At 61.6% G+C, this 20685-nt stretch carries 18 protein-coding genes; 4 read left to right on the top strand and 14 right to left on the bottom strand.

What is annotated here, in order from left to right:
- Nucleotides 1-124: 124 nt before the first annotated feature.
- From CO655_RS19685 to CO655_RS19640, 9 genes are all read right to left on the bottom strand, one after another.
- The gene (locus tag CO655_RS19685; protein ID WP_097605268.1) at nucleotides 125-1738 is read right to left on the bottom strand and encodes a glycoside hydrolase family 43 protein; all 1614 of its coding nucleotides are present in this window, start codon (nucleotides 1736-1738) and stop codon (nucleotides 125-127) included.
- A gap of 266 nt (nucleotides 1739-2004) precedes the next feature.
- Entirely contained in the window at nucleotides 2005-3036 is a 1032-nt protein-coding gene (gene mgrA, locus CO655_RS19680; protein ID WP_097666056.1) for an L-glyceraldehyde 3-phosphate reductase, read from the bottom strand.
- A gap of 292 nt (nucleotides 3037-3328) precedes the next feature.
- The gene (locus CO655_RS19670; protein ID WP_097666054.1) at nucleotides 3329-4462 is read right to left on the bottom strand and encodes a Gfo/Idh/MocA family oxidoreductase; all 1134 of its coding nucleotides are present in this window, start codon (nucleotides 4460-4462) and stop codon (nucleotides 3329-3331) included.
- Between the two features lie 8 nt (nucleotides 4463-4470).
- Nucleotides 4471-5232 carry a sugar phosphate isomerase/epimerase gene (locus CO655_RS19665; protein ID WP_097666052.1) on the bottom strand — a complete coding sequence of 254 codons (762 nt, stop codon included), beginning with the start codon at nucleotides 5230-5232 and terminating at the stop codon, nucleotides 4471-4473.
- A 39-nt stretch (nucleotides 5233-5271) separates the two neighbouring features.
- The gene (locus tag CO655_RS19660) at nucleotides 5272-7731 is read right to left on the bottom strand and encodes a glycoside hydrolase family 2 protein (RefSeq protein ID WP_097666050.1); all 2460 of its coding nucleotides are present in this window, start codon (nucleotides 7729-7731) and stop codon (nucleotides 5272-5274) included.
- Nucleotides 7732-8000: 269 nt separating this feature from the next.
- Complete coding sequence (locus CO655_RS19655) at nucleotides 8001-9107, bottom strand: ABC transporter ATP-binding protein (RefSeq protein WP_097605272.1); 1107 nt, start codon at nucleotides 9105-9107, stop codon at nucleotides 8001-8003.
- A gap of 4 nt (nucleotides 9108-9111) precedes the next feature.
- Nucleotides 9112-10044 carry a carbohydrate ABC transporter permease gene (locus CO655_RS19650; protein WP_097666119.1) on the bottom strand — a complete coding sequence of 311 codons (933 nt, stop codon included), beginning with the start codon at nucleotides 10042-10044 and terminating at the stop codon, nucleotides 9112-9114.
- Nucleotides 10045-10048: 4 nt separating this feature from the next.
- Nucleotides 10049-10954, bottom strand: a complete 906-nt coding sequence (locus CO655_RS19645; protein ID WP_097605273.1) for a sugar ABC transporter permease — start codon at nucleotides 10952-10954, stop codon at nucleotides 10049-10051.
- Between the two features lie 208 nt (nucleotides 10955-11162).
- Nucleotides 11163-12398: an ABC transporter substrate-binding protein gene (locus tag CO655_RS19640; RefSeq protein WP_010030972.1), complete on the bottom strand. Its 1236-nt coding sequence runs from the start codon at nucleotides 12396-12398 to the stop codon at nucleotides 11163-11165.
- A 454-nt stretch (nucleotides 12399-12852) separates the two neighbouring features.
- On the opposite strand from CO655_RS19640, the gene CO655_RS19635 reads away from it, so the two are divergent.
- From CO655_RS19635 to CO655_RS19625, 3 genes are all read left to right on the top strand, one after another.
- A complete protein-coding gene (locus tag CO655_RS19635) occupies nucleotides 12853-13896 on the top strand; it encodes a LacI family transcriptional regulator (protein WP_097605274.1) in 1044 nt (347 codons plus the stop codon).
- A gap of 101 nt (nucleotides 13897-13997) precedes the next feature.
- Nucleotides 13998-14612 (top strand): C39 family peptidase, encoded by a 615-nt coding sequence (locus CO655_RS19630; protein ID WP_097605275.1) that lies wholly within the window; start codon nucleotides 13998-14000, stop codon nucleotides 14610-14612.
- A gap of 29 nt (nucleotides 14613-14641) precedes the next feature.
- Nucleotides 14642-15718, top strand: coding sequence for a D-alanine--D-alanine ligase family protein (locus tag CO655_RS19625; protein ID WP_097666048.1), 1077 nt, complete (start codon nucleotides 14642-14644; stop codon nucleotides 15716-15718).
- A 36-nt stretch (nucleotides 15719-15754) separates the two neighbouring features.
- Here the strand turns inward: CO655_RS19625 and CO655_RS19620 are convergent, their stop codons facing one another.
- From CO655_RS19620 to CO655_RS19610, 3 genes are all read right to left on the bottom strand, one after another.
- A complete protein-coding gene (locus tag CO655_RS19620; protein WP_097666046.1) occupies nucleotides 15755-16372 on the bottom strand; it encodes a class I SAM-dependent methyltransferase in 618 nt (205 codons plus the stop codon).
- A gap of 93 nt (nucleotides 16373-16465) precedes the next feature.
- On the bottom strand, nucleotides 16466-16975 hold the full coding sequence (locus tag CO655_RS19615; protein WP_097605277.1) for a GNAT family N-acetyltransferase: 510 nt from the start codon (nucleotides 16973-16975) through the stop codon (nucleotides 16466-16468).
- Between the two features lie 23 nt (nucleotides 16976-16998).
- The gene (locus CO655_RS19610) at nucleotides 16999-17493 is read right to left on the bottom strand and encodes an N-acetyltransferase (protein ID WP_097666044.1); all 495 of its coding nucleotides are present in this window, start codon (nucleotides 17491-17493) and stop codon (nucleotides 16999-17001) included.
- Nucleotides 17494-17729: 236 nt separating this feature from the next.
- Between CO655_RS19610 and CO655_RS19605 the strand changes: the two genes are divergently transcribed.
- Nucleotides 17730-18107: a VOC family protein gene (locus CO655_RS19605; RefSeq protein WP_097666042.1), complete on the top strand. Its 378-nt coding sequence runs from the start codon at nucleotides 17730-17732 to the stop codon at nucleotides 18105-18107.
- Nucleotides 18108-18180: 73 nt separating this feature from the next.
- Here CO655_RS19605 and CO655_RS19600 read toward each other — a convergent pair whose 3' ends face one another.
- Entirely contained in the window at nucleotides 18181-18945 is a 765-nt protein-coding gene (locus tag CO655_RS19600; RefSeq protein WP_097666040.1) for a carbon-nitrogen hydrolase family protein, read from the bottom strand.
- Nucleotides 18946-19029: 84 nt separating this feature from the next.
- Nucleotides 19030-20481, bottom strand: coding sequence for an NADP-dependent phosphogluconate dehydrogenase (gene gndA, locus CO655_RS19595; protein WP_170964937.1), 1452 nt, complete (start codon nucleotides 20479-20481; stop codon nucleotides 19030-19032).
- Nucleotides 20482-20685 lie beyond the last annotated feature (204 nt).

The raw sequence follows: 20685 nt of genomic DNA, 5'->3' as shown, positions 1-20685 counted from the left end.
AGGGGGGCGAGACGTCGCCACGATTCCGCTTCTCCCCAGCGGGGAGAAGATGCCGGCAGGCAGATGAGGGGGTGAGCGGCAAAGCCGCGAATGCGCTGAGCGAAAGCGCTGCGCAAGATTACCCTCACAACTCGTCGTAATTGAACCAATCAAAATCGGCGATCTTCCCACGTCCCGACGTATCGAAGGCGAACACGCCCGTGAAGGCGCCGGTGAAGGAGCCGTGTTCGCCGCGTCCACCCTCGTCGGAGATCATCCCGGCGTCCAGCACCGGGCCGATCGGCTGCCAGGCGCCCTTGCCCTCGGTCTGCCAGAAGAACTGCAGGTCGTTCTCGCGAATTTCCATGGCGAGCTGGACGCGGCCTTCGGCGGCGATCGCCACCCCGCTTGCAGCCGGAAAGCTCAGGCGTCCGTTCGGATAGTCGCCATTGCAGGAAAGGATGGTGACGCAGCGGCCGAGTGTTTCGTGCAGCGTGACGGCGAGCGCGTGGAACTTGTGGCGGTTATAATAATGCGTCAGTCCGGCAACCTGCTGGTAGGTGTCGGGCGAGAACTCGATCACGGTCTCGGCGCGGAAGCTGTGATGCTCCTGCCGGCGGGCGACCAACGCCTGTTCGAACCAGGAACCGATGCTTTCGCGCCCGATCAACCGGAGATGGCCGGGACGGTCCGTCAGGTTGAAGATACGCTGCGGCTCGGGCGTGCGCAGCCACTGGAAGTCAGCAGGCAATGCCGTGCCATCGAAGCTGTATTCACTGCGCATCGGCTTTTCCACCGGCGCAGCACCAAAGAGACCCGGCACATCGACATCGGGCACGCAAGTCCCGTTTTCGAGATAGAGCCAGTCATCGTCGCGCCAGACGCATTTCTGCAGGCTCGTCTCCCGCCCCAGCGTGCAACGCCGCTTCGGCGGCAGCGGTCGGCCGCAGAGATGGGTGTGGTAGGCCTCGCCCTCCGGCGTCTCGACATATTGGCCGTGCCCGGCCCGTTGCAGCACCGCGCCGGGATGATCCTTCGAGGTGATGAGATGCATGTTCGGGTGCATCTCATAAGGTCCGTCGATGCGGCGCGAGCGCGCCATGGTGACGGCGTGGTCATAGCCGGTACCGCCCTCGGCGGTCGTCAGATAATACCAGCCGTTCTTCTTGAAGAGATGCGGGCCTTCGACGAGTCCGAGCGGACTGCCGGCAAAGATATTCTTGATCGGCCCCTTCAGCGCCTTCGCTACCGGATCCCATTCCTGCAGCAGGATGCCGTCGAAGGCAGGCGATTTCGGCGAGCCGCCATAACTTTCGGTGCGGTGGTTCCATTGCATGTTGACGAACCACTTGCGGCCGTCTTCGTCATGGAAGAGCGAGGGATCGAAGCCGGAGGAATTGACATAGACCGGATCGGACCATTCCGCCTCGATCGAGGGCGCGGTGACGATATAGTTCGGTGCATCCTTGAAACTACCGTCGAAGCGCTTGACGTCGGTATAAACAAGCCAGAATTGCCCGTCCGCATAGGAGAGGCATGGCGCCCAGATGCCGCAACTGTCAGGGTTCCCCCGCATGTCCAGTTGCGAGGCGCGCTCCAGTGGCCGGCGCACCAGCGTCCAGTTTACCAGATCGCGCGAATGGTGGATCTGCACGCCCGGATACCATTCGAAGGTGGAGGTGGCGATATAATAATCCGCGCCGACGCGGCAGATCGACGGATCGGGGTTGAACCCGGGCAGGATGGGATTGCGGATCATGGGCGGCCTCCTCCTAGATTTATCGTTGTGGTACGTACGTCAGACGAAGGCGGGAAAACCTCTCCTCCCTCATCTCTGTCCTCGGGCTTGACCCGAGGGGTGTCACAGAGATCCAGCCAGCCCAACTCCTTGGGCTGAAAGAACTCTTCTCGCCGCGCAGACGCGCGGCAGCTGGATTCCTGTGGCATCCCTCGGGCAAAGCCTGAGGTCACAGGAATGAGGGAGTCTAGGGCGACTATGCTGCCACAAAACTCCCACTGCCCATACTATTCCCGCTCCGCCGACTTCGCCCACAAATTGATATCGGCCTCACGGGCGTAGACGTCAATTTCGGCAAGCTCTTCGACCGTAAATTCGAGATTATCCAGCGCCTTGACGCAATCGACGATCTGGGACGAGCGGCTGGCGCCGATCAGCGCCGAGGTCACGCGTCCACCACGCAGCACCCAGGCGATCGCCATCTGCGCCAGCGTCTGGCCGCGCTTTTCGGCAATCCCGTTGAGCTTGCCGATATTGTCGATGATCGAGGGACGGATGAAGTCGCGCTTCAGGAAATGGTTCTGGGCTGCGCGGCTGTCGGCCGGAATGCCGCCGAGATACTTCGTGGTCAGCATACCCTGGGCCAGCGGCGAGAACACGATCGAGCCCATGCCGACCTCGTCAAGCGTATCGAGCAGTCTGTCGTCCTCGACCCAGCGGTTGAGCATCGAATAGCTCGGCTGGTGGATCAGGCACGGCGTGCCGAGATCCTTGAGAATCGCGGCCGCTTCGCGTGTGCGCTGCGAATTGTAGGAGGAGATGCCGACATACAGTGCCCGGCCGGAGCGGACGATATGGTCGAGCGCACCGCAGGTCTCTTCCAGCGGCGTGTCCGGGTCGAAGCGATGCGAGTAGAAGATATCGACATAATCGAGGCCCATGCGCTTCAGGCTCTGGTCGCAGGAGGCGATCAGGTACTTGCGGCTGCCCCACTCGCCGTAAGGTCCCGGCCACATGTCGTAGCCGGCCTTCGAGGAGATGATCAGCTCGTCGCGAAGCCCGGAAAATTCGGTGCGCAGGATCTCGCCGAAAGCGGTCTCGGCACTGCCGGGGGGCGGGCCGTAATTGTTGGCGAGGTCGAAATGGGTGATGCCGAGGTCGAAGGCCGTGCGGCACATGTCGATCTTGCGGTCATGCGGCGTGTCGCCGCCGAAATTGTGCCAGAGGCCGAGGGAAACGGCCGGCAGCTTCAGGCCGGAACGCCCGACGCGGTTATACTTCATCTTCGAATAGCGGTCTTCGGCCGGCTGCCAGCTCATGTGAAGGTCTCCTGAACCTGTCTAAATTGCTTCCCTTTCGTATCCGTCCTGAGCGGCGGCCGAAAGCTAAAAACATCTCCACCGTCATGCTCGGCCTTGTGCCGAGCATCTGCCGTGCTCTCGGCAAGCATACCCGCCTCCTCGGCGAAAAGGCCTCCGCCGTCCAACGTCGTCATCCTCGGGCTTGTCCCGAGGATCTGCCGTCCTGTCAGTAGATCCTCGGGACAAGCCCGAGGATGACGGAAGCGGGGAGCACACGCGCCGGGCAAAGCGAACCAGCGCGGGTCCTCTATCACTTCATCAACGCCTGCGCCTCTTCAATGCCGAGCGCGGCCGGCTGGGTGCAGGTCGTGCTAAGGTCGATGAAGCGCCCCTCCTCGCCCGACTTGAGGATCGAGGTCATGACGTCGACCCCGTGCAGCGTGCGGTCGAGCGAGCAGCGTGCGTCGCGGCCTTCGATCAACGCCATCGCCATATCGGCAAGGCCGGCCGTGCGGTAATTGGCACGCGAGCCGCTGGGGCTTTCCTGGTTGATCTTGCCGAAGGGATGCTCCCAGGCCTCGAGCGGCTTGATGTCCTTGTCGCGGCCGCTTGCCTCGACCGTGCCGCCGAAGAAGTTCGGGTCCGGCACGTAGAGCGAACCGTCGGTGCCGTAGAGCTCCATGTTGGCATGGCGATGCGACCAGACATCCCAGCTTGCCGAAAGCGTCACCGTGGCGCCGTTGACGAATTCAAGCAGCGCCTGGATCGTCGTCGGTGTTTTGACCGGGATGATCTCGCCATTGCGCGGCTCACTGGTGATGGTGCGGGTCGGCGATGCCATCGAGGTCATGGCGCCGACGCGTTTGACCGGGCCGATCAGGTTGATCAGGTTGGCGATGTAATAGGGGCCGAGATCGAGGATCGGACCGCCACCTGGCAGGAAGAAAAAATCCGGGTTCGGGTGCCACATCTCCATGCCGGGGCTCATCACGTAGCAGGCCCCCGAGGTCACCCGACCGATGCCGCCATCGTCGATGAACTTGCGGGCAAGCTGATGCGCGCCGCCGAGGAAGGTGTCCGGCGCGCAGCCGACGGAGAGATTCTTCGCCTTGGCGATGCGGCGAAGCTCCTCACCCTGCTCCAGCGAAAGCACCAGCGGCTTTTCCGAATAGACATGTTTTCCGGCTTCGAGGATCGCCTTCGACACCGGAAAATGCGCATCCGGGATCGTCAGGTTGACGACGACGTCGATCTCGTCATTGGCGAGAAGCGCGTCGATCGTCTGTGCCTTCACGCCATATTCCTTGGCGCGGGCCTCGGCGGCCTGCACGTTGATATCGGCGCAGGCCAGCACCTTCAGCCCCTTGAAGAGCGGTGCGAGCGCGAAATAGGTGGTGGAGATGTTGCCGCATCCGATGATGCCGACGCCAAGTTCCCTGGTCATGATGTGCCTCAATAAGTCTTGAAGGATGCGATCGAGCGGCTGATGTTGCGGTCGATGTCATTAGGATTGTCATGTTCGACGACGAAATGCTTGGCCTTGGTGCCGCGAAGCGCCGCAATCAGCTTGGCCCACTCGACCCTGCCATGGCCGACATCGGCCCAGCCGTCCTCGTCCTTCGCTTCGCCTGCCGGCGAGATATCCTTGACGTGAACTGCGGTGATGCGGGGCCCGAGCTTTTCGATCCAGGCGAAAGGATCGGCGTCGCCGCGGATGACCCAGGCGATATCGGCTTCCCAGGAAATGTCAGGCGCGCCTTCGAAGATGCGCTCGATCGGCAGCGAGCCGTCGGCGAGCTTGACGAACTCGAAATCATGATTGTGCCAGCCGAATTCGTAGCCGGCGTCCTTGTAAGGCTTGCTCATCTCCTGCAGGCGCTTGCCGAAGGCCGTCCAGCCGGCGGCGTCGGAGGGACGCTGGTCGGCCGTCAGATGCGGCGCATAGATCGAATCCATGCCGAGAATCTTGGCGATGTTGAGCGATTTCTGAACTTCCTTTTCCAGGAAATCAGGGCTGAAATGGCCGCTCGCCATGACCAGGCCATTCTTGTCGAGCTCGGCGCGAAGGCTCTTCAAGCCGGCATCGTCGAGATCGGCATAGATGCCGCCGAAGCCCTCGACTTCCGCATAGCCCGCCTTGCCGAGCTTCTCGAAAATCGCCGAATAGGGCTGGAAATTGCGCGCGCTGTAGAGCTGGTAGCTAAGTTTCGTCATCATGTTCTCCTTGGGCCTCGTGCCCACGCTTGGGAAGGATCAATCCGCCGATTGGCAGGAATGCAGGTCGTAGAACCGGAAGTCCGGCAGCTTGCCGCGCTCGAGCGGCTCTGCCGGGGTGAAGGTGATGCGGCGGCTTTCGCCGGCCGCAAGATCGAAGGCATTGTCGGAATATTTGCCGTCCGTCGCGCTTTCGATCATCACGAAGAGCGCAAGTCCCTTAGCGGTGACGTTGATGTCGATCGCGCCGCTGGCCTCGACATATTCATGCGTGACAACAAGCCCCGCGGGCTCGAGCTCCAGCGCTTTGTAGGTGCCGTTGACAAAATGGCCCTCGCCGCCCATGCCGTTCGAGACAGTGAAACGCCAGGCTAGCAGCGTTCCCTCGCCGATCTCGGCAACGTCGATAGTCGCAGCCGTCACCGCCGCATCCGGCGAGCAGACCGCCTGCACGTCTTTCAGGTGCTTCCGCTCGCCGTTCATCGTCAGCAACGAGATCGAAAGATCGACGCTGACATCGGCGAGCGTGTCGTTGACCAGCGAGAAGCGGATCGTCTTCCCGTCCTCGGAAGGAATGGCGGCGACCGCCACCGGCTGGAAGAAGCGCTTGACGAGATAATGCATCGCCTTCCAGCGCCCGCCGTAATCGAGGCTCGACCAGGAAGCGACCGGCCAGGTATCGTTGAGCTGCCAGTAGATCGTGCCCATGCAATGGGGTTTCAGCGAACGCCAATATTCCACCGCCGTCTTGATCGCCAGGCCCTGCTGAATCTGCGAGAGATAGACGAAGTTCGGGAAATCCTTGGGGAAGCGGAAATAGCGGAACATCGTGCCGGCGATGCGCTCGTTGCCGCCGGCATTCTTCTGATGCAGTTCCATGACGGGAGAAGCGATATTCATATCCTTCTCCTCGGCATAGGTCCTGATGACAGGCAGCGAGGTATAGGACTGGAAGCCGAATTCCGAGCAGAAGCGCGGCCGCACCGAACGGTAATTGTCGAATGACTTGTTCTCGTGCCAGACCGACCAATAGTGCATGTCGCCGGAGCCATCGGCATGCCAGGCATCGCCGAAATCGAGATAGCCGGAAGCCGGGCTCGACGGCCACCAGAGCGCGCCGGGCAGCGCCTTCTTCACCGCCTGCTCGATCGTCCGGTTGAGCCGATCATAGGAGACGAGATAGCGATCGCGATCCTTCCTCGATTCCTCGAACCAGGTCAGCGCGCCGACCAGTTCGTTGTCGCCGCACCAGAGCGCGATCGAGGGATGCGAGGAAAGCCGGCGCACCTGGTAATGCACCTCGATCGCCACATTCTCGAGGAAGTCTTCGGTCGAGGGATAGAGGTTGCAGGCGAACATGAAATCCTGCCAGACCATCAGGCCCAGCCGGTCGCAGAGATCGTAGAAATGATCCTGCTCGTAGAAACCGCCCCCCCAGACCCGGATCATGTTCATGTTGGCGGCTTTCGCCGATTGCAGCAGGTCTTCCGTCTTCTCCGGCGAGGAGAGCGAATAGAGCGCATCGGCGGGGATCCAGTTGGCGCCGCGGCAGAAGATCTCGCGGCCATTGACCTTGAAGGCAAAACGGGCGCCCGATGCATCCGGGGTGGTGATCAGCTCGATGGTGCGAAGGCCGATCTGCCTCGTCACTGCCTCGTCGGACAGCTCGACGGAAAGCGTGTAGAGCGCCTGCTCGCCGCTGCCGGACGGCCACCAGAGGCGCGGCTTGTCGATGTGGAAGAGATGGTTGACGTGGGTCTCGCCATGGACGCCGACATCGAGGCGCACCCGCTCGCCATCGAGATCGAAATAGACCTGGGCAATACTTGGCCCCTTGGAATACAGCGTTGCCGTGACCGTCAGATCGACCGAACCGTCGAGATTATGCGTCTGGCGGGTGACGACATGTTCGATGCGGGCGCTCTCAAGCTTTTTGAGCGCGATCGTGCCGTAAAGGCCGAGCGGCGCAATGGCGATATTCCAGTCCCAGCCGAAATGGCATTGCGGCTTGCGCAGCATGTTGCCGTCCGGGATCGGCGAATTGCCGGTGCTGTAAGGAATATAGAAGGGCTGCTGCTTCTGCCGCTCGGCGCCGACGGCGGGGTTGGAGGCAAACATGATACGGATGACGTTGTCGCCGGATCTCAGCATGCTCGACACGTCGGGGCGATAGCGGCGGAAGCTGTTGTCGGCTTCGAGCGCCAGGAAGCCGTTGACATAAACGGAGGCGACCGTGTCGAGATAGTCGATATCGAGATACCAGTCGCCCTCGGCCTCCTGCAGCGTGAAGCTGCGCTCGACCGCCCATCCGCGCTCGGCGACCCACTGCACTTTCTCCTCGTTGCGGCCGAAATAGGGATCGGGGATCAGGCCGGCCCGGTGGAGCGCGGTGTGCACGTCGCCCGGCAACGTGATCACACTCTTGATCTCGCCATCGACGGAAGTCAGCTGCCACGAACCGGAAAGGTCGATGCTGGAGGGGGGCGGTAGTTGCGTCACGATTTCATGTCCGATTTTGAAAAGGATTGTGGTCTTGAAGGAAGGCCAAATGTCACTGTTCGGTGGCCCTCACCTAGTCGATCGTCAGAGACGTGTCGTTTTTGTCCTCATCTGCCCACTCCGCTCTCCGTCATCCTCGGGCTTGACCCGAGGATCTACACCACATCCACCTGCCGCAACGGGCATGGATCCTCGGGTCAAGCCCGAGGATGACGGAGGGCGGGGTTGGCCTTTTCGCGCCAGCTAGTGGCCTCCAACCGCAGAACCCTCTAAAGCCGCAACTCGCTCTCGGCATCGAACACCGAGGCGACCGTCATGTCGAAGCTGAGCTTCACCTTGGCGCCGACATCGAAGCGGCGGGCGCCGTTGACGCGGACCGACATCGTGTGACCGGCATGTTTCAGCCACAGGAGATTGTCCGCGCCCATCGGCTCCTCGATATCGACGGTCGCGTCGTGCTCCTCGCCGCCGGCGTTCTCGTTGACCTTGATGTGTTCGGGGCGAACGCCGAGCACCACCTTGCGGCCGGGCTGCAGTGCCTCGTTGGCGTCATAGGCAGCCAGCGAGAAGTTGACGCCGTTGGCGGTAAAGGCGATCCCCTCGCCCGTCTTGACCAGCTCGCCACGCAGAAAATTCATCGACGGCGAGCCGATGAAGCCGGCGACGAAGAGGTTGCGCGGCCGGTTATAGATCGTCGTCGGATCGTCGAGCTGCTGGATGATGCCACTCTTCATGATGGCGATACGGTCGGCGAGCGTCAGCGCCTCGATCTGGTCGTGGGTGACGTAGATCATCGTATTCTGCAGCGACTGGTGCAGGCGCTTGATTTCGACGCGCAGCTCCGAGCGGAGTTTGGCGTCGAGGTTGGACAGCGGCTCGTCGAACAGGAACACGTCGACATCACGCACCAGCGCCCGGCCAATGGCGACGCGCTGGCGCTGGCCGCCGGAAAGTTCGGCCGGCTTGCGCTTCAAGAGCGGCTGGATCTGCAGGATCTCGGCGGCGCGCGCCACGCGCTTGTCGATCTCGGCCTGCGGCACCTTGGCGACGCGCAGACCGAAGGAGAGGTTCTTCTCCACCGTCATCTGGGGATAGAGCGCATAGGACTGGAACACCATGCCGATGCCGCGGTCCTTCGGCTCCTCCCAGGTGACGTTCTTGCCCTTGATGAAGATCTGTCCTTCCGAAGCGTCGAGCAGGCCGGCAATGCAATTGAGCAAGGTCGACTTGCCGCAGCCGGACGAACCGAGCAGCACCAGGAACTCCCCGTCATTGATGTCGAGGTTCAGATCCTTCAGCACACTGACCGCGCCGAAGTTCAGCGACAGATCCTTGATGGAAACACTTGAATTGGAGACACTCGAATTCATGTTCATGAGATCAACCCTTCACTGCGCCGGCGGCGATGCCGCGGACGAAAAGCCGTCCCGACACGAAATAGACGATCAGCGGCACGAGACCCGTCAGGATCGTTGCCGCCATGTTGACGTTATATTCCTTCACGCCCTGGACTGAATTGACGATGTTGTTGAGCTGCACGGTCATCGGATAGGTATCCGGCCGGGTGAACACCACGCCGAACAGGAAGTCGTTCCAGATACCGGTCACCTGCAGGATCATCGCCACGACGAAGATCGGCAGCGACATGGGCAGCATGATCTGCAGGAAAATCTGCCAGAAGCCCGCCCCGTCGACACGCGCCGCCTTGAACAGCTCTTCCGGCAGCGACACGAAGTAGTTGCGGAAGAGCAGCGTCAGGATCGGCATGCCGAAGATCGAATGCACGATGATGAGGCCGGTCAGCGTGCCGTAGATGCCGATTTCGCGCAGGATGATGACGATCGGATAGATCATCACCTGATAGGGAATGAAGGCGCCGATGATGAGGACCGAGAAGAAGAATTCCGATCCCTTGAAGCGCCAGTTCGCCAGCGCATAGCCGTTGACCGAGGCAATTGCGATCGAAACGATGACCGACGGCACCGTAATGCGCACCGAGTTCCAGAAACCGCGCGAAAGACCGTCGCAGTTCAGACCGGTGCAGGCCGTCGCCCAGGCCTTCACCCAGGGTTCGAAGGTGATTTCCATCGGCGGCGAGAAGATGTTGCCGAGCCGGATTTCCGGCATTCCCTTGAGCGAGGTGACGACCATCACGTAAAGCGGGATCAGGTAATAGACGGCGGCCACGAAAAGCGTGCCGTAGATGATGATGTTGCGCGGCGAAATCACCGGCCGCGGCTTCGGTCCGGCCGGACCGGAAACCGCCTTGCCTTCGAAGGGGACGCCGCCGCCATCGACCGATTTGAGAGCGATATTGTCAGACACGCTTGCGCCCTCCGCTGAATTCCAGATACGCCCAGGGAATGATGATGATGGCGACCGTGACGAGCATCATGGTCGAGGCGGCAAAGCCCTGGCCGAGATTCTGCGCCTGGAACATGTAGTCGTAGACATATTTCGCCGGCACTTCCGACGAGATGCCCGGACCGCCCGAAGTCTGCGCCACGACGAGGTCGTAGACCTTCACGATGCCGGAGGCGATGATGACGATCGTGGTGATGAAGACCGGCCGCATCATCGGAATGATGACCAGCAGATAGGTCTTCCACATCGGAATGCCGTCGACGCGCGCAGCCTTCCAGATGTCCTCGTCGATGCCGCGCAGGCCGGCAAGCATCAGGCACATGACGAGACCGGTGCCCTGCCAGAGAGCCGCGATCAGAATGCCGTAGATGACGATTTCGGGCGTATAGAGCGGGTTGAAGGTGAAGCTCGTCCAGCCGAGCGATCGCACCACGGATTGCACGCCGAAGTCAGGATTGAGAATCCACTGCCAGACGAGACCGGTGACGATGAAGGACAGCGCGAAAGGATAGAGGAAGATCGTGCGGAAGGTGTTCTCGAAACGGATCTTCTGATCCATGAGAGCCGCCAGCAGGAACCCGATGACCAGGCTGAAGATCAGCGACAGGATGCCGTAGATCGCCAGGTTTTGGATGGACACCACCCAGCGCGGTGCGGCCCAGAGACGCTCATATTGCTCGATGCCTGCGAAGGTTAGTCGCGGCAGAAGCTTGGAATTGGTGAAGGAATAGAACACGGTCCAGATCGTGCCGCCGACGAAGATGACCATGGCGGTGAGGATCATGGGAATGGAGGCAATCTTCGAATTCAGATTGCGCAGCAATTTAAACGGCCGGCCGGCTTTCGCTTGACCTGTCATTGGTTTCCTCCTGAAGCGCGCTCGCTTCGGTGATCGGGACGCCGTCTGAACGGCTGCCCTTCCCGTCCCTATCCGAAGCCGTCACGCACTCCACGCATAAGCGCGCTTGCGGCCGGCTGCGGAAGCTCTCGCCGGGATCAGAGATCCGGCGGCGCAATCCGGCCCTGCCAAGAGCAGGACCGGATCCGATGAGCTTGAGAACCGAGGATCAGTCGGCCGAAGCGATGATATCGGCGAAACGCTTCTGGGCGTCTTCCGGTGTCATCGACGGATTGGCGAAGAATTCGGAGAACAGGTCTTCCTTCTGCTTCTGGCTGTCGGCCGAAAGCAGCTGGTCGGTCCCCTGGATCACGTTGCCCTTCGAAAGGATATCGAGACCTTTCTTCATGCAGTCGTTGGCAGCGGCGAGATCGACGTCGCCGCGAACCGGCAGAGAGCCCTTCTTCAGGTTGAAGGCAACCTGAGTCTTCGGATCGAGCAAGGTCTTGGCGAGCACGGCCTGCGCCTTGGATTTTTCCTCATCCTTCAGCAGCGGGAAGTAGAAGGCATCGCCGCCGGTCGAGATGATCTCGTTGACGCCGAGGCCCGGCAGGCAGGTATAGTCGGTACCAGCCTTCTGACCGGCGAGCGCGAATTCGCCCTGCGCCCAGTCACCCATGATCTGGCCGCCGGCCTTGCCCGTGATGACGAGGTTGGTGGCCTGGTTCCAATCCTGGACGTTGGTGCCCTTGGACATACGGCGCGCATCGTCGGCGGCCTTGAAGACCTTAGCGATTTCAGGGCCGGCCGCAGCTTCCGCATCCTTGTCCTTGAAGACCTTGTTGAAGGTGTCCTTGCCGGCAATCGCCACCATCAGCACGTCGAAGGCGCCTGCAGCCTGCCACGGCTGACCGCCGACGGCGAGCGGAAGGATGCCGGCCTTTTCCAGAGCCGGAGCGGCGGCAACGAATTCGTCCCAGTTCTTCGGAACCTCGACGCCGGCCTTCTTGAATGCGGCGTTCGAAAGCCACAGCCACTGCCAGGAGTGGATGTTGACGGGAGCGCAATAGATTTTGCCGTCGATGGTGCAGGAATCGAGCAGGCTCGACGGACGAATGATGTCCTTCCACTTCTCGGCGGTGGCGACGTCGGTCAGGTCGCGCATCAGGCCGGCCTGGACGAGCTCCTCAGCCTGACGGCCGTGATTGAACTGGGTGGCGCCCATCGGGTCGCCGCCGGTAATGCGGCTGATCATGATCGGACGGGCGGTGCCGCCGGAACCGGCGATCGCGCCGTCGACCCAGTGGTTGCCGGTGGCGTCGAAAGCCTTTGCCAGCTCGGCGACGGCGGCGGATTCGCCGCCTGAGGTCCACCAATGCGTAACTTCAAGATCGGTAGCACTGGCGGCGCCGAGCGGAAGCGCGACTGAGGCGGCAAGCACGGCCGCCATCATACGGATTTTCATGAGTTCTCCTCCCTCACTGAAACGTTGCCGGAAAAACTTAGATCAATCGATTTCAGCACGCAACTGCCCGCCTCCAAATTTTTCGATGAAGGCCGGAATTGCTATTTCTAGCTGTTCTCGGCTACATCACTACCCTCCTCATATCGCCATTTTATTAAGCGATATCGCATATGCACAATCAATGTATCAAATTGAAATAACAGGATAATTTAAGGCAAACCGGTCTACGGCTCGCTTTACTTTTTTCGCTACTGCGGAAAAACGGGGCACAGATGACGGATTCAACCTGCGGGGATATTGCCGCAATGCACACAAGAAAAAGCCCTCGACATTTCTACTGTATCGTTACAGATTGCATTCCTAAGGGAGGCGCGATTTTGGCAGGCGGCGGGCTTACGGCGCTTGAAAAAGCCTCTATAAGCGACACCAATTCGCGCGAGGCAGGCCTACAGGGATGGAAAACAAGGGAAATTTCGGGCAAGCAGCATCGGTGCCGGCGGCGCGCGAGCGCCCGACATTGAAAACGATCGCCTTCATGACCGGCCTTGGCGTGACAACGGTGTCGCGTGCGCTGAAAGACGCGCCTGACATCGGGGCCGAAACCAAAGAGCGAGTGCGCATGGTCGCCCGCCAGCTCGGCTACCAGCCGAACAGGGCGGGCGTGCGCCTGCGCACCGGCAAGACCAACGTCATCGCCCTCGTCCTCAGCATCGACGAGGAGATCATGGGCTTCTCGAGCCAGATGGTCTTCGGCATCTCCGAGGTCCTGTCCGGCACGCCCTATCATATCGTCGTCACGCCGCACTCCCACAGCAAGGACCCGATGCTGCCGGTGCGCTATATCCTCGAGACCGGCTCGGCCGACGGGGTCATCATCTCGCGCATCGAGCCGGACGATCCGCGCGTGCGGTTGCTGACCGAGCGCGGCATGCCCTTCGCCACGCATGGGCGCACCGACGCCGGCCTGACGCACCCCTTCCACGATTTCGACAACGAAGCCTTCGCCCATCAGGCGGTGGAGCGGCTGGTCAAACGCGGTCGCCGGCGCATTGCCCTGCTACAGCCGCCGAGCAAGCTCACCTATTACGCCCATATCAGGATCGGCTTTCAGACCGGCCTGCACGATTACGGCGCCGAGGAAGTGCCCCTGCGGGTCAACACCGACGCGCCGCTAGCCGATATCCGCGACGTCGTCGAGGTGATGATGCGCGCGGCGAACGCCCCTGACGGCATCGTCTGTTCGGCCGGCAGCGCGGCGATCGCCGTCAATGCCGGCATCGAGGCCGCCGGCAAGGCGCTGGGGCGTGATCTCGACATGGTGTCCAAGCAGTCGGTGCCGATCCTGAACTGGATCCGTCCCGAGATCATCACCGCCCAGGAGGATGTGCGCCAAGCCGGCCGCGAAATGGCCAAAGCCGTCATTGCTCGCATCGACGGCGTCGAACCAGAACTGCTGCAAAGCATCAGCCAGCCGATCTGGCCGGAGAACGGCCGATAGGCGGGAGAACGAACCCTCCCCCAGGATTCGCAAGCAGGCATCGGCTCGAAAAAGCCAAGATTGCCCGTCATCTCACAGCGAGTCACGGGGATATCGACAGAATGCAGCAGAGCGGCGTGCCCTATTTCAGCCAATGGGAAACACCCGGCATGACGCTGCCGGTACTTGCCGAGGGCTCGCAAGCCCTGCTCAGCGATCCGCTCTGGCGTCATTCGGGAGCCGGCACCATTGAGGAATATGCGCGCTGGGCCGTCAATGTCTGCGGCATGGCCTGTCTGAAGATGATCCTTGCCGCCCGTGGCGAAATCCGTCCGACCCTCGAACTTGCCCGTGCCTGCACCGCCTACGGCGGTTATGTCGTCAACGAGGTCGACGCCTCGATCAAGGGGCTGATCTACGCGCCCTTTGTGCGCTTCGCAACCGAGCGTTTCGGGCTCGACGCCGAGACGATAACCGGCATCGAAACCTCGGCCTTTCCTGATCTTCTGTCGAAGCGCCGGTTCTTCATTGCCTCGGTGCATTCGGCCATTCGCTGGCCGGAGCGCGAACCGCCATCGAAGGGCGGCCATCTGGTGCTTGTGACGGCAGCCTCGCAGGAAACGGTCCGCTTCCACAATCCATCCGGTCACGACGAGGCGAGCCAGGCCGACGTGACGCTGCCGCTTGCCGTCTTCGGCCGCTTCTTCGCCAACCGCGGCATATCTGTCGACGCCTGACCCTTCACCCGATCCTTCCGGAGGCTTGCATGACCCCTTCCCCCAACAGGCTGCGCATCGCCGTGCTTTTCGGCGGCCGCTCGGCAGAGCACGAGGTGTCCGTGCTCTCGGCAACCAACGTCATGGGTGCGCTCAAGCCTGAAAAGTATGACGCCTTTCCGATTTTCATCACCCGCGAGGGTCGGTGGCTCACGAGCAGCTTCGTGGACGGCGCCTTGGCGACACCTTCATCGGGCACGGAAATCTGCCTCGTGCCGGGCGGCTGCGGCCGGGTGATGGCAATCCCCGCCAATGGCGCACCGCATGAGTTGGCGGCGATCGACATGCTGTTTCCCGTGCTGCACGGCCTCCATGGCGAAGACGGATCGGTACAGGGTGTGGCGCAGGTGGCGCGTGTGCCGCTTGCAGGCTGCGGCATCCTCGGTTCTGCCGCAGCGCTCGATAAAGAGATCGCCAAGCGGCTGCTCAGGGCGGCCGGCCTGCCGGTCGCCCGCGCCGTAACGATCCATGAAGGGACGACCCCGTCGCTCGCAGCGCTCGAGGGCGAACTCGGCCTGCCGCTGTTCATCAAGCCGGTGCGCCAGGGATCGTCGGTCGGCGTCGCCAAGGTCCATGCCAGCCAGGAATTCGCAGGCGCTCTTGCAGAAGCCTTCCGCCACGATCGCACCCTGCTCGCCGAGGAATTCATTGCCGGCCGCGAGATCGAATTCAGCGTGCTGGAGGATGCGGCCGGAAAGCTTTTCGTTTCACGCCCCGGCGAAATCGTCCCGGCGGAAAGCCACGGCTTCTACAGTTACGACGCGAAATACATCGACGAGACGGGCGCGGCGCTGAAGGTGCCGGCCGAGCTGCCGTCCGAGGTCGAGGCCGCCATGCGCGACGCAGCGGCAGAAGCCTTCCGGGCCGTCGGCTGCGATGGGATGGCGCGCGTCGATTTCTTCCTGACCTCGGACATGCGCTTCGTCATCAATGAGCTCAACACCATCCCCGGCTTCACCGATATCAGCATGTATTCCAAGGCGATGGCGGCAAGCGGCGTCAGCTATGCCGAAGTCATCGACCGGCTGGTGGAGCATGGCATGGCGCGCGCCGGCCGGGCTGCCTGAGGCAATGTCGGACAGCGGATGTCGGCGAGGTAAACCTTACCGTCGGCGAAAGACGCACCACTGAAAGGACTGCCGGCCGCCGCCGGGTGTCGTGTGCGCCTCGCGCCAGTCGCGTTCGAGCGCGAAGGCGGAGGAAAATTCGGTCGCAAGCGCTGCCGCGTCGTAACGATGGACCGGCAGGCCACTGCACCGTTCCGGCCCGTCCGGCGCGAAGGTCGCGATGATCACGACGCTGCCCGGCGCCGTGCCGGCTTCGAGCGCATGGCGATAGGCGAGCCGCTGCCCGGGCTCGGTCAAGAAGTGAAAAACGGCCCGGTCGTGCCATACATCGTACCGGCGGTCAGGTTTCCATGCGGTGACGTCGGCAACCAACCAGGTGATTCGAACGGCTTCGCCCCCGAGCCGCGCCTTGGCGACGTCGAGCGCCGGCGCGGCGATATCGAGCACGGTGAGATCGGACCAGCCGCGCTCGACGAGACGGTCGACAAGGCTCGATGCCCCGCCCCCCACATCGATCAGCGAAGCTGTGGCCGGCAGTTGCAGCTCATCGAGCACATGTAACGAAGGCCCCGGCGTCGGCTGATACCAGCTGACGCTGTCGGCCGCTTTCGTGCGATAGACCTCGTCCCAATGTTCCCGTTTCGCGTCTGTCATCCGGCACCCCATCTCTTGCAGAGCCCGATCCTGACCTATCAAGATGTAAGGATTGAGACGTCTGTCAACCGTCTTACGCCTGCGAAACTGATCTCACGAAGCCGAGTGACGATAGACGAGATCGGCAGGATCGGTTCGGGGCGCCGTGGGGTCGAGACGTGCCCCCAGCCGTTCGGCAACGGCAACGGATGCGGCATTGCCGGGAGCGATATAGCTGACGAGCGACGGCAGCTTAAGCGTCGAAAAGGCCCAGTTCCTGAGAGCCAGGGCCGCCTCGGTCGCATAACCCCTGCCCTCATGGCCCTCATAGACGAACCACCCCAGTTCCTTCTCAGGAAAGAGCGGCCCATGATTGATCCCCACCTGACCGACGCACTCGCCGCCCTCGGCAAGGTCGATCATCAAAGCCCCATGCCCGAAAAGCTGCCAGAGCGCCACGTCGTGGCAGAACATCCCCCAGGCGGCCCTGAGATCGAACGAGCCGCCCATTCCGGCGGACCGCGGCGAAGCCATCAGCCGCGCATAGGCTTCGAAATCGTCGATCTCGGGCTTCCGGAGAATCAGCCGCTCGGTTCGGAGAGTGATCGCGCCGGTTCCGGACATGTCATCGCCTTTCTGCTGAACATCTAGCTTTCGAACGCCGGAGCGAACCGCAGCATACCGCTCGGCGCCGGCCCGTGGAGGACAATGTGCTGGACGAGCCGCGTATCGAGATCGTGATAGCTGAGTCTCCCGTCGCTGCTGAAGCCCGCGCCGCGATAGACGTCGGGATTGCCGATCAGCGCGCATCCGCTCGCGCCCATCTCCTCCAGCAATTCCAGCCCCCTGGCGATCAGCGCCTTGCCGATACCCTGCCGCTGCCTGTCCGGCTTGACCGATATCGGACCCAGCCCGAACCAACCCGCATGGACGCCGTCGATCGTTACCGGCGAAAACGCCACATGCCCGAGAATCTCGCCGTCCTCTTCGGCAACCAGCGACACCGTCAGATCGCCGCTGGCGCGAAGCCTTCGAATGATCGCCGCTTCCGTGCCGTCGCTGTAAGCCATCGGCTCAAAAGCAATCGATGTCAGATCATGGATCGCGTCGATATCATCAGGCGTCTCGATTCGGATGAGCATCTTTGTCAATTCCCAGGCGTGTTGTCTCGCGCAAGCAGTGTCTTATCCCATTGAAACGAAATGTCGTAGATCCGAGAGAATCCTGCGGGAATCCGTTGCCCTCTTCCGCCGGAGATTTTCCGAGGATATAGACTGAGGCCCGTGGGCACCGTCCTGCTGATCGAAACATCGGAGCGTAACATCTCCGCCGGCACCGTCCGGAGGCTGTGTGCGTCTTCGCAATCAGAGGTTCTGCGATGAATGATATCGCCGATCACGGTGTTCGTTTCGGACGAATTGCCGCCATGCTGCCGGTCAAGGACATGACCAAGGCCTACGACTTTTACGCCAATGTCCTCGGCTTCAAGAAAATATTCGAGAACGGAAATCCTGTCGGCTTCATGATCCTGAAGCGCGATCAGGGCGAGCTGCATCTCACCTTGCAGCCGAACCACAAGGCTGCGGACTTCAATGTCGCGCATTTGATGGTCGACGATGTCGACGCCCTGCATGCGCTTTGCCGACAATATGGGCTGAGGATCATCAAAAGCCTTCAGCACAAGGACTACGGATTGCGGGCCTTTGTGTTTGAAGACCCCGACGGCAACCGCATCGACGTCGGTCAACCGATCTAAGCCAGCCATGGGAAATGGGTGGGGATACCGTCCCCATCCAACTTTCGCAAATTCCCGAATTCCGCAGTGTTCGTCATTTGGGTCGAGCACCTGCCTCTTGTCCACCGCAGGGAAAGTCGAAGACCAGTAAGCCGGGCTCCTCCAGCGGGAGCTGCGCCACGACCTGCCCTTGCCGGTTCAGCACGGCCGTCGGTCCCCATGCGATGCGCCCGTCGCGCTCGCCCGTTACGTCGGACGATATCAGCCACAGGCCTGTCTCGCGGCATCTTTCACCGCGAACGGCATTATGCAGCTGCTTGAATATATCCGCCTTCTCGCGTGGCATCATGTTGTTGGACAGGCATAAGATCAACGACGCGCCGGACGCCGCGATCTTTTGCGCCGCTTCTGGAAAGTTGGTGTCGTAGCAGATGTTTATCCCGTAGCGCAGGTCGCCGATCGCAAAATGCGGACTTTCTTTTCCTGCCTCGAAGGCCTGTTCACCGCTCAGCAGGTGCGCCTTCCGATAGCGACCGATGAGAACGCCCTGCTCGACTACGACCGCTGTATTGAACAGTCGCCCCTCCTCGATCTCGATCAGCCCCATGACCAACACAGGTCCCGACTTCGGAAACCGATCGAGAACCGCAGCGAACTCAGCGGACGCAAGGTCGAAGGCAACACGACGCGCCGATGCTTCATCGGTCAGATAGCCCTGCAAGAACCCTTCAGGAAAGAGCAGCAAGGCCGCGCCGTCGGCCTCAGCACGCGCCGCAACCCCGATGGCATGATCGAGAGCGGCCTCGACATCCTCCCGAAATTCAGGCGTCTGCGCGGCGGCTATCCGAACGCTCCTCACTTTGATCTCCGTGTATTACGCCGCGAACCACGAAAAAGCCCGACGCAACGGCCGGGCTCTTCCTCGATCTCTTCTCGGCAAACCTCAGAAGGTCGCCGCACCGCTGCCCCAGGGGCCGTGGTGGAAATCCTTGCCGTCCAGGCGGTCGAAGCCGTGGGCGCCGAAGAAATCGCGCTGGGCCTGGATGAGGTTGGCCGTTCCCCTGCCCTGGCGGTAGGCGTCGAAATAGGTGAGTGCCGAGGTCAGCGCCGGCACCGGCAGGCCGGCGGAGATGGCGGCAGCGACAACACGACGCAGCGCCGGGATCGATTCCTTGACCATCTCGGAGAAGGCAGGCGTGACGATGAGGTTCGCAGCATCCGGCGCCTTGGTGAAGGCCGAAGTGATCTCGTCGAGGAACTGCGAACGGATGATGCAGCCGGCGCGCCAGATCCGGGCAATGGTCGGCATCGGCAGCGACCAGTTGAACTCGCGCGAGGCTTCCGCCATCACCGCGAAGCCCTGGGCATAGGCGCCGATCTTGGCGGCAAAGAGCGCCAGTTCCAGATCCTTGTTGAGTTCGGGGCCATAAGCGATCGGGAAAGAAACGGCCTGTGTGCCGAAGATCTTTTCCGCCGCTTCGCGCTGCGACTTCATCGAGGAGAGGCTGCGGGCGGCTACAGCGGCTTCGATCGCCGTTGCCGGAATGCCCATGTTCTGCGCTTCGATCGCCGACCATTTGCCCGTACCCTTCTGGCCGGCCTTGTCGAGGATCATATCGACCATCGGGCCGCCGGAAACCGGATCGGTCGCCGCAAGCACCTTCTCGGAAATCTCGATCAGGTAGGAGTTCAGCCGGCCCTTGTTCCATTCCCCGAAGATGCCGGAGATGTCGGAGGCACTCTTGCCGAGGCCGTCCCGCAGGATGCCGTAGATTTCGGCGATCATCTGCATGTCGGCATATTCGATGCCGTTATGAATGGTTTTGACGAAATGGCCGGCGCCGTCATTGCCGAGCCAGGCGACGCAGGGCTCGTCATTGTAGCGGGCGGCAATCGAGGTCAGCACCTTCTCGACGCGCTTCCAGGATTCCTCGGTGCCGCCGACCATGATCGACGGACCATGACGCGCACCTTCCTCGCCGCCGGAAACACCCATGCCGATGAAGGTGAGTTCGGTATCCTTGAGGCGGTCGAAGCGGGCGACGGTGTCGCGGAAATTGGCGTTGCCGGCATCGATCATGATGTCGCCCTTGGAGAGGTGCGGGCGCAGCGCCTCCATCTGCTGGTCGACGGCATCACCTGCCTTGATCATGATGATGATCGGCCGCGGCGGCCGGATCGCGTCAACGAACTCTTCGATGGTCTTGCAGGGAATGATCTGCTTTTTCAGATCGCCGGCGCTTTCGTAGAATTCGTCGGTTTTCTCAGGCGTGCGGTTGAACACCGCAATTTTATTGCCTTTCTCCGCGATGTTGAGCGCCAGGTTGGAGCCCATGACCGCAAGGCCGATCAGTCCGATTTCTGCCTTTTCCACGACAAACCTCCGATGTGTCATTTGGACCGGTGTTGTGGCACTGTCTCGCTCAAACGGCAAGTCTGCCAAGGGTCTAATCGGTTCGCAAAAGCCAATGAAATGAAGCTCGCCGTGCCCGCTTGTCCGACAACCTGCCATCTGATCGGCAAGCAGCGATGTGGCGTGACCCGCCCGTAGCGCATCCGCAATGCCCTATCTCATGCTATCATAGGTCTTTCGGGAGAT

It is taken from the genome of Rhizobium sp. M1 (assembly GCF_002531805.1).
In the GTDB taxonomy this organism is placed as follows: domain Bacteria; phylum Pseudomonadota; class Alphaproteobacteria; order Rhizobiales; family Rhizobiaceae; genus Rhizobium; species Rhizobium etli_C.
Note: the sequence above shows the minus strand (reverse complement) of the source record. Positions and strands in the feature narration are given on the sequence as shown.

Bases quoted from the DNA above. Each gene is read 5' to 3' on its own strand.
- CO655_RS19635 (WP_097605274.1), top strand. From the start codon at position 12,853: ATGGAAAACAAGGGAAATTTCGGGCAAGCAGCATCGGTGCCGGCGGCG.
- CO655_RS19625 (WP_097666048.1), top strand. From the start codon at position 14,642: ATGACCCCTTCCCCCAACAGGCTGCGCATCGCCGTGCTTTTCGGCGGC.
- CO655_RS19640 (WP_010030972.1), bottom strand. From the start codon at position 12,398: ATGAAAATCCGTATGATGGCGGCCGTGCTTGCCGCCTCAGTCGCGCTT.
- mgrA (WP_097666056.1), bottom strand. From the start codon at position 3,036: ATGAGCTGGCAGCCGGCCGAAGACCGCTATTCGAAGATGAAGTATAAC.
- CO655_RS19610 (WP_097666044.1), bottom strand. From the start codon at position 17,493: ATGCTCATCCGAATCGAGACGCCTGATGATATCGACGCGATCCATGAT.
- CO655_RS19620 (WP_097666046.1), bottom strand. From the start codon at position 16,372: ATGACAGACGCGAAACGGGAACATTGGGACGAGGTCTATCGCACGAAA.
- CO655_RS19655 (WP_097605272.1), bottom strand. From the start codon at position 9,107: ATGAACATGAATTCGAGTGTCTCCAATTCAAGTGTTTCCATCAAGGAT.
- CO655_RS19630 (WP_097605275.1), top strand. From the start codon at position 13,998: ATGCAGCAGAGCGGCGTGCCCTATTTCAGCCAATGGGAAACACCCGGC.
- CO655_RS19605 (WP_097666042.1), top strand. From the start codon at position 17,730: ATGAATGATATCGCCGATCACGGTGTTCGTTTCGGACGAATTGCCGCC.
- CO655_RS19665 (WP_097666052.1), bottom strand. From the start codon at position 5,232: ATGACGAAACTTAGCTACCAGCTCTACAGCGCGCGCAATTTCCAGCCC.
- CO655_RS19615 (WP_097605277.1), bottom strand. From the start codon at position 16,975: ATGTCCGGAACCGGCGCGATCACTCTCCGAACCGAGCGGCTGATTCTC.
- CO655_RS19685 (WP_097605268.1), bottom strand. From the start codon at position 1,738: ATGATCCGCAATCCCATCCTGCCCGGGTTCAACCCCGATCCGTCGATC.
- gndA (WP_170964937.1), bottom strand. From the start codon at position 20,481: ATGACACATCGGAGGTTTGTCGTGGAAAAGGCAGAAATCGGACTGATC.
- CO655_RS19670 (WP_097666054.1), bottom strand. From the start codon at position 4,462: ATGACCAGGGAACTTGGCGTCGGCATCATCGGATGCGGCAACATCTCC.
- CO655_RS19645 (WP_097605273.1), bottom strand. From the start codon at position 10,954: ATGACAGGTCAAGCGAAAGCCGGCCGGCCGTTTAAATTGCTGCGCAAT.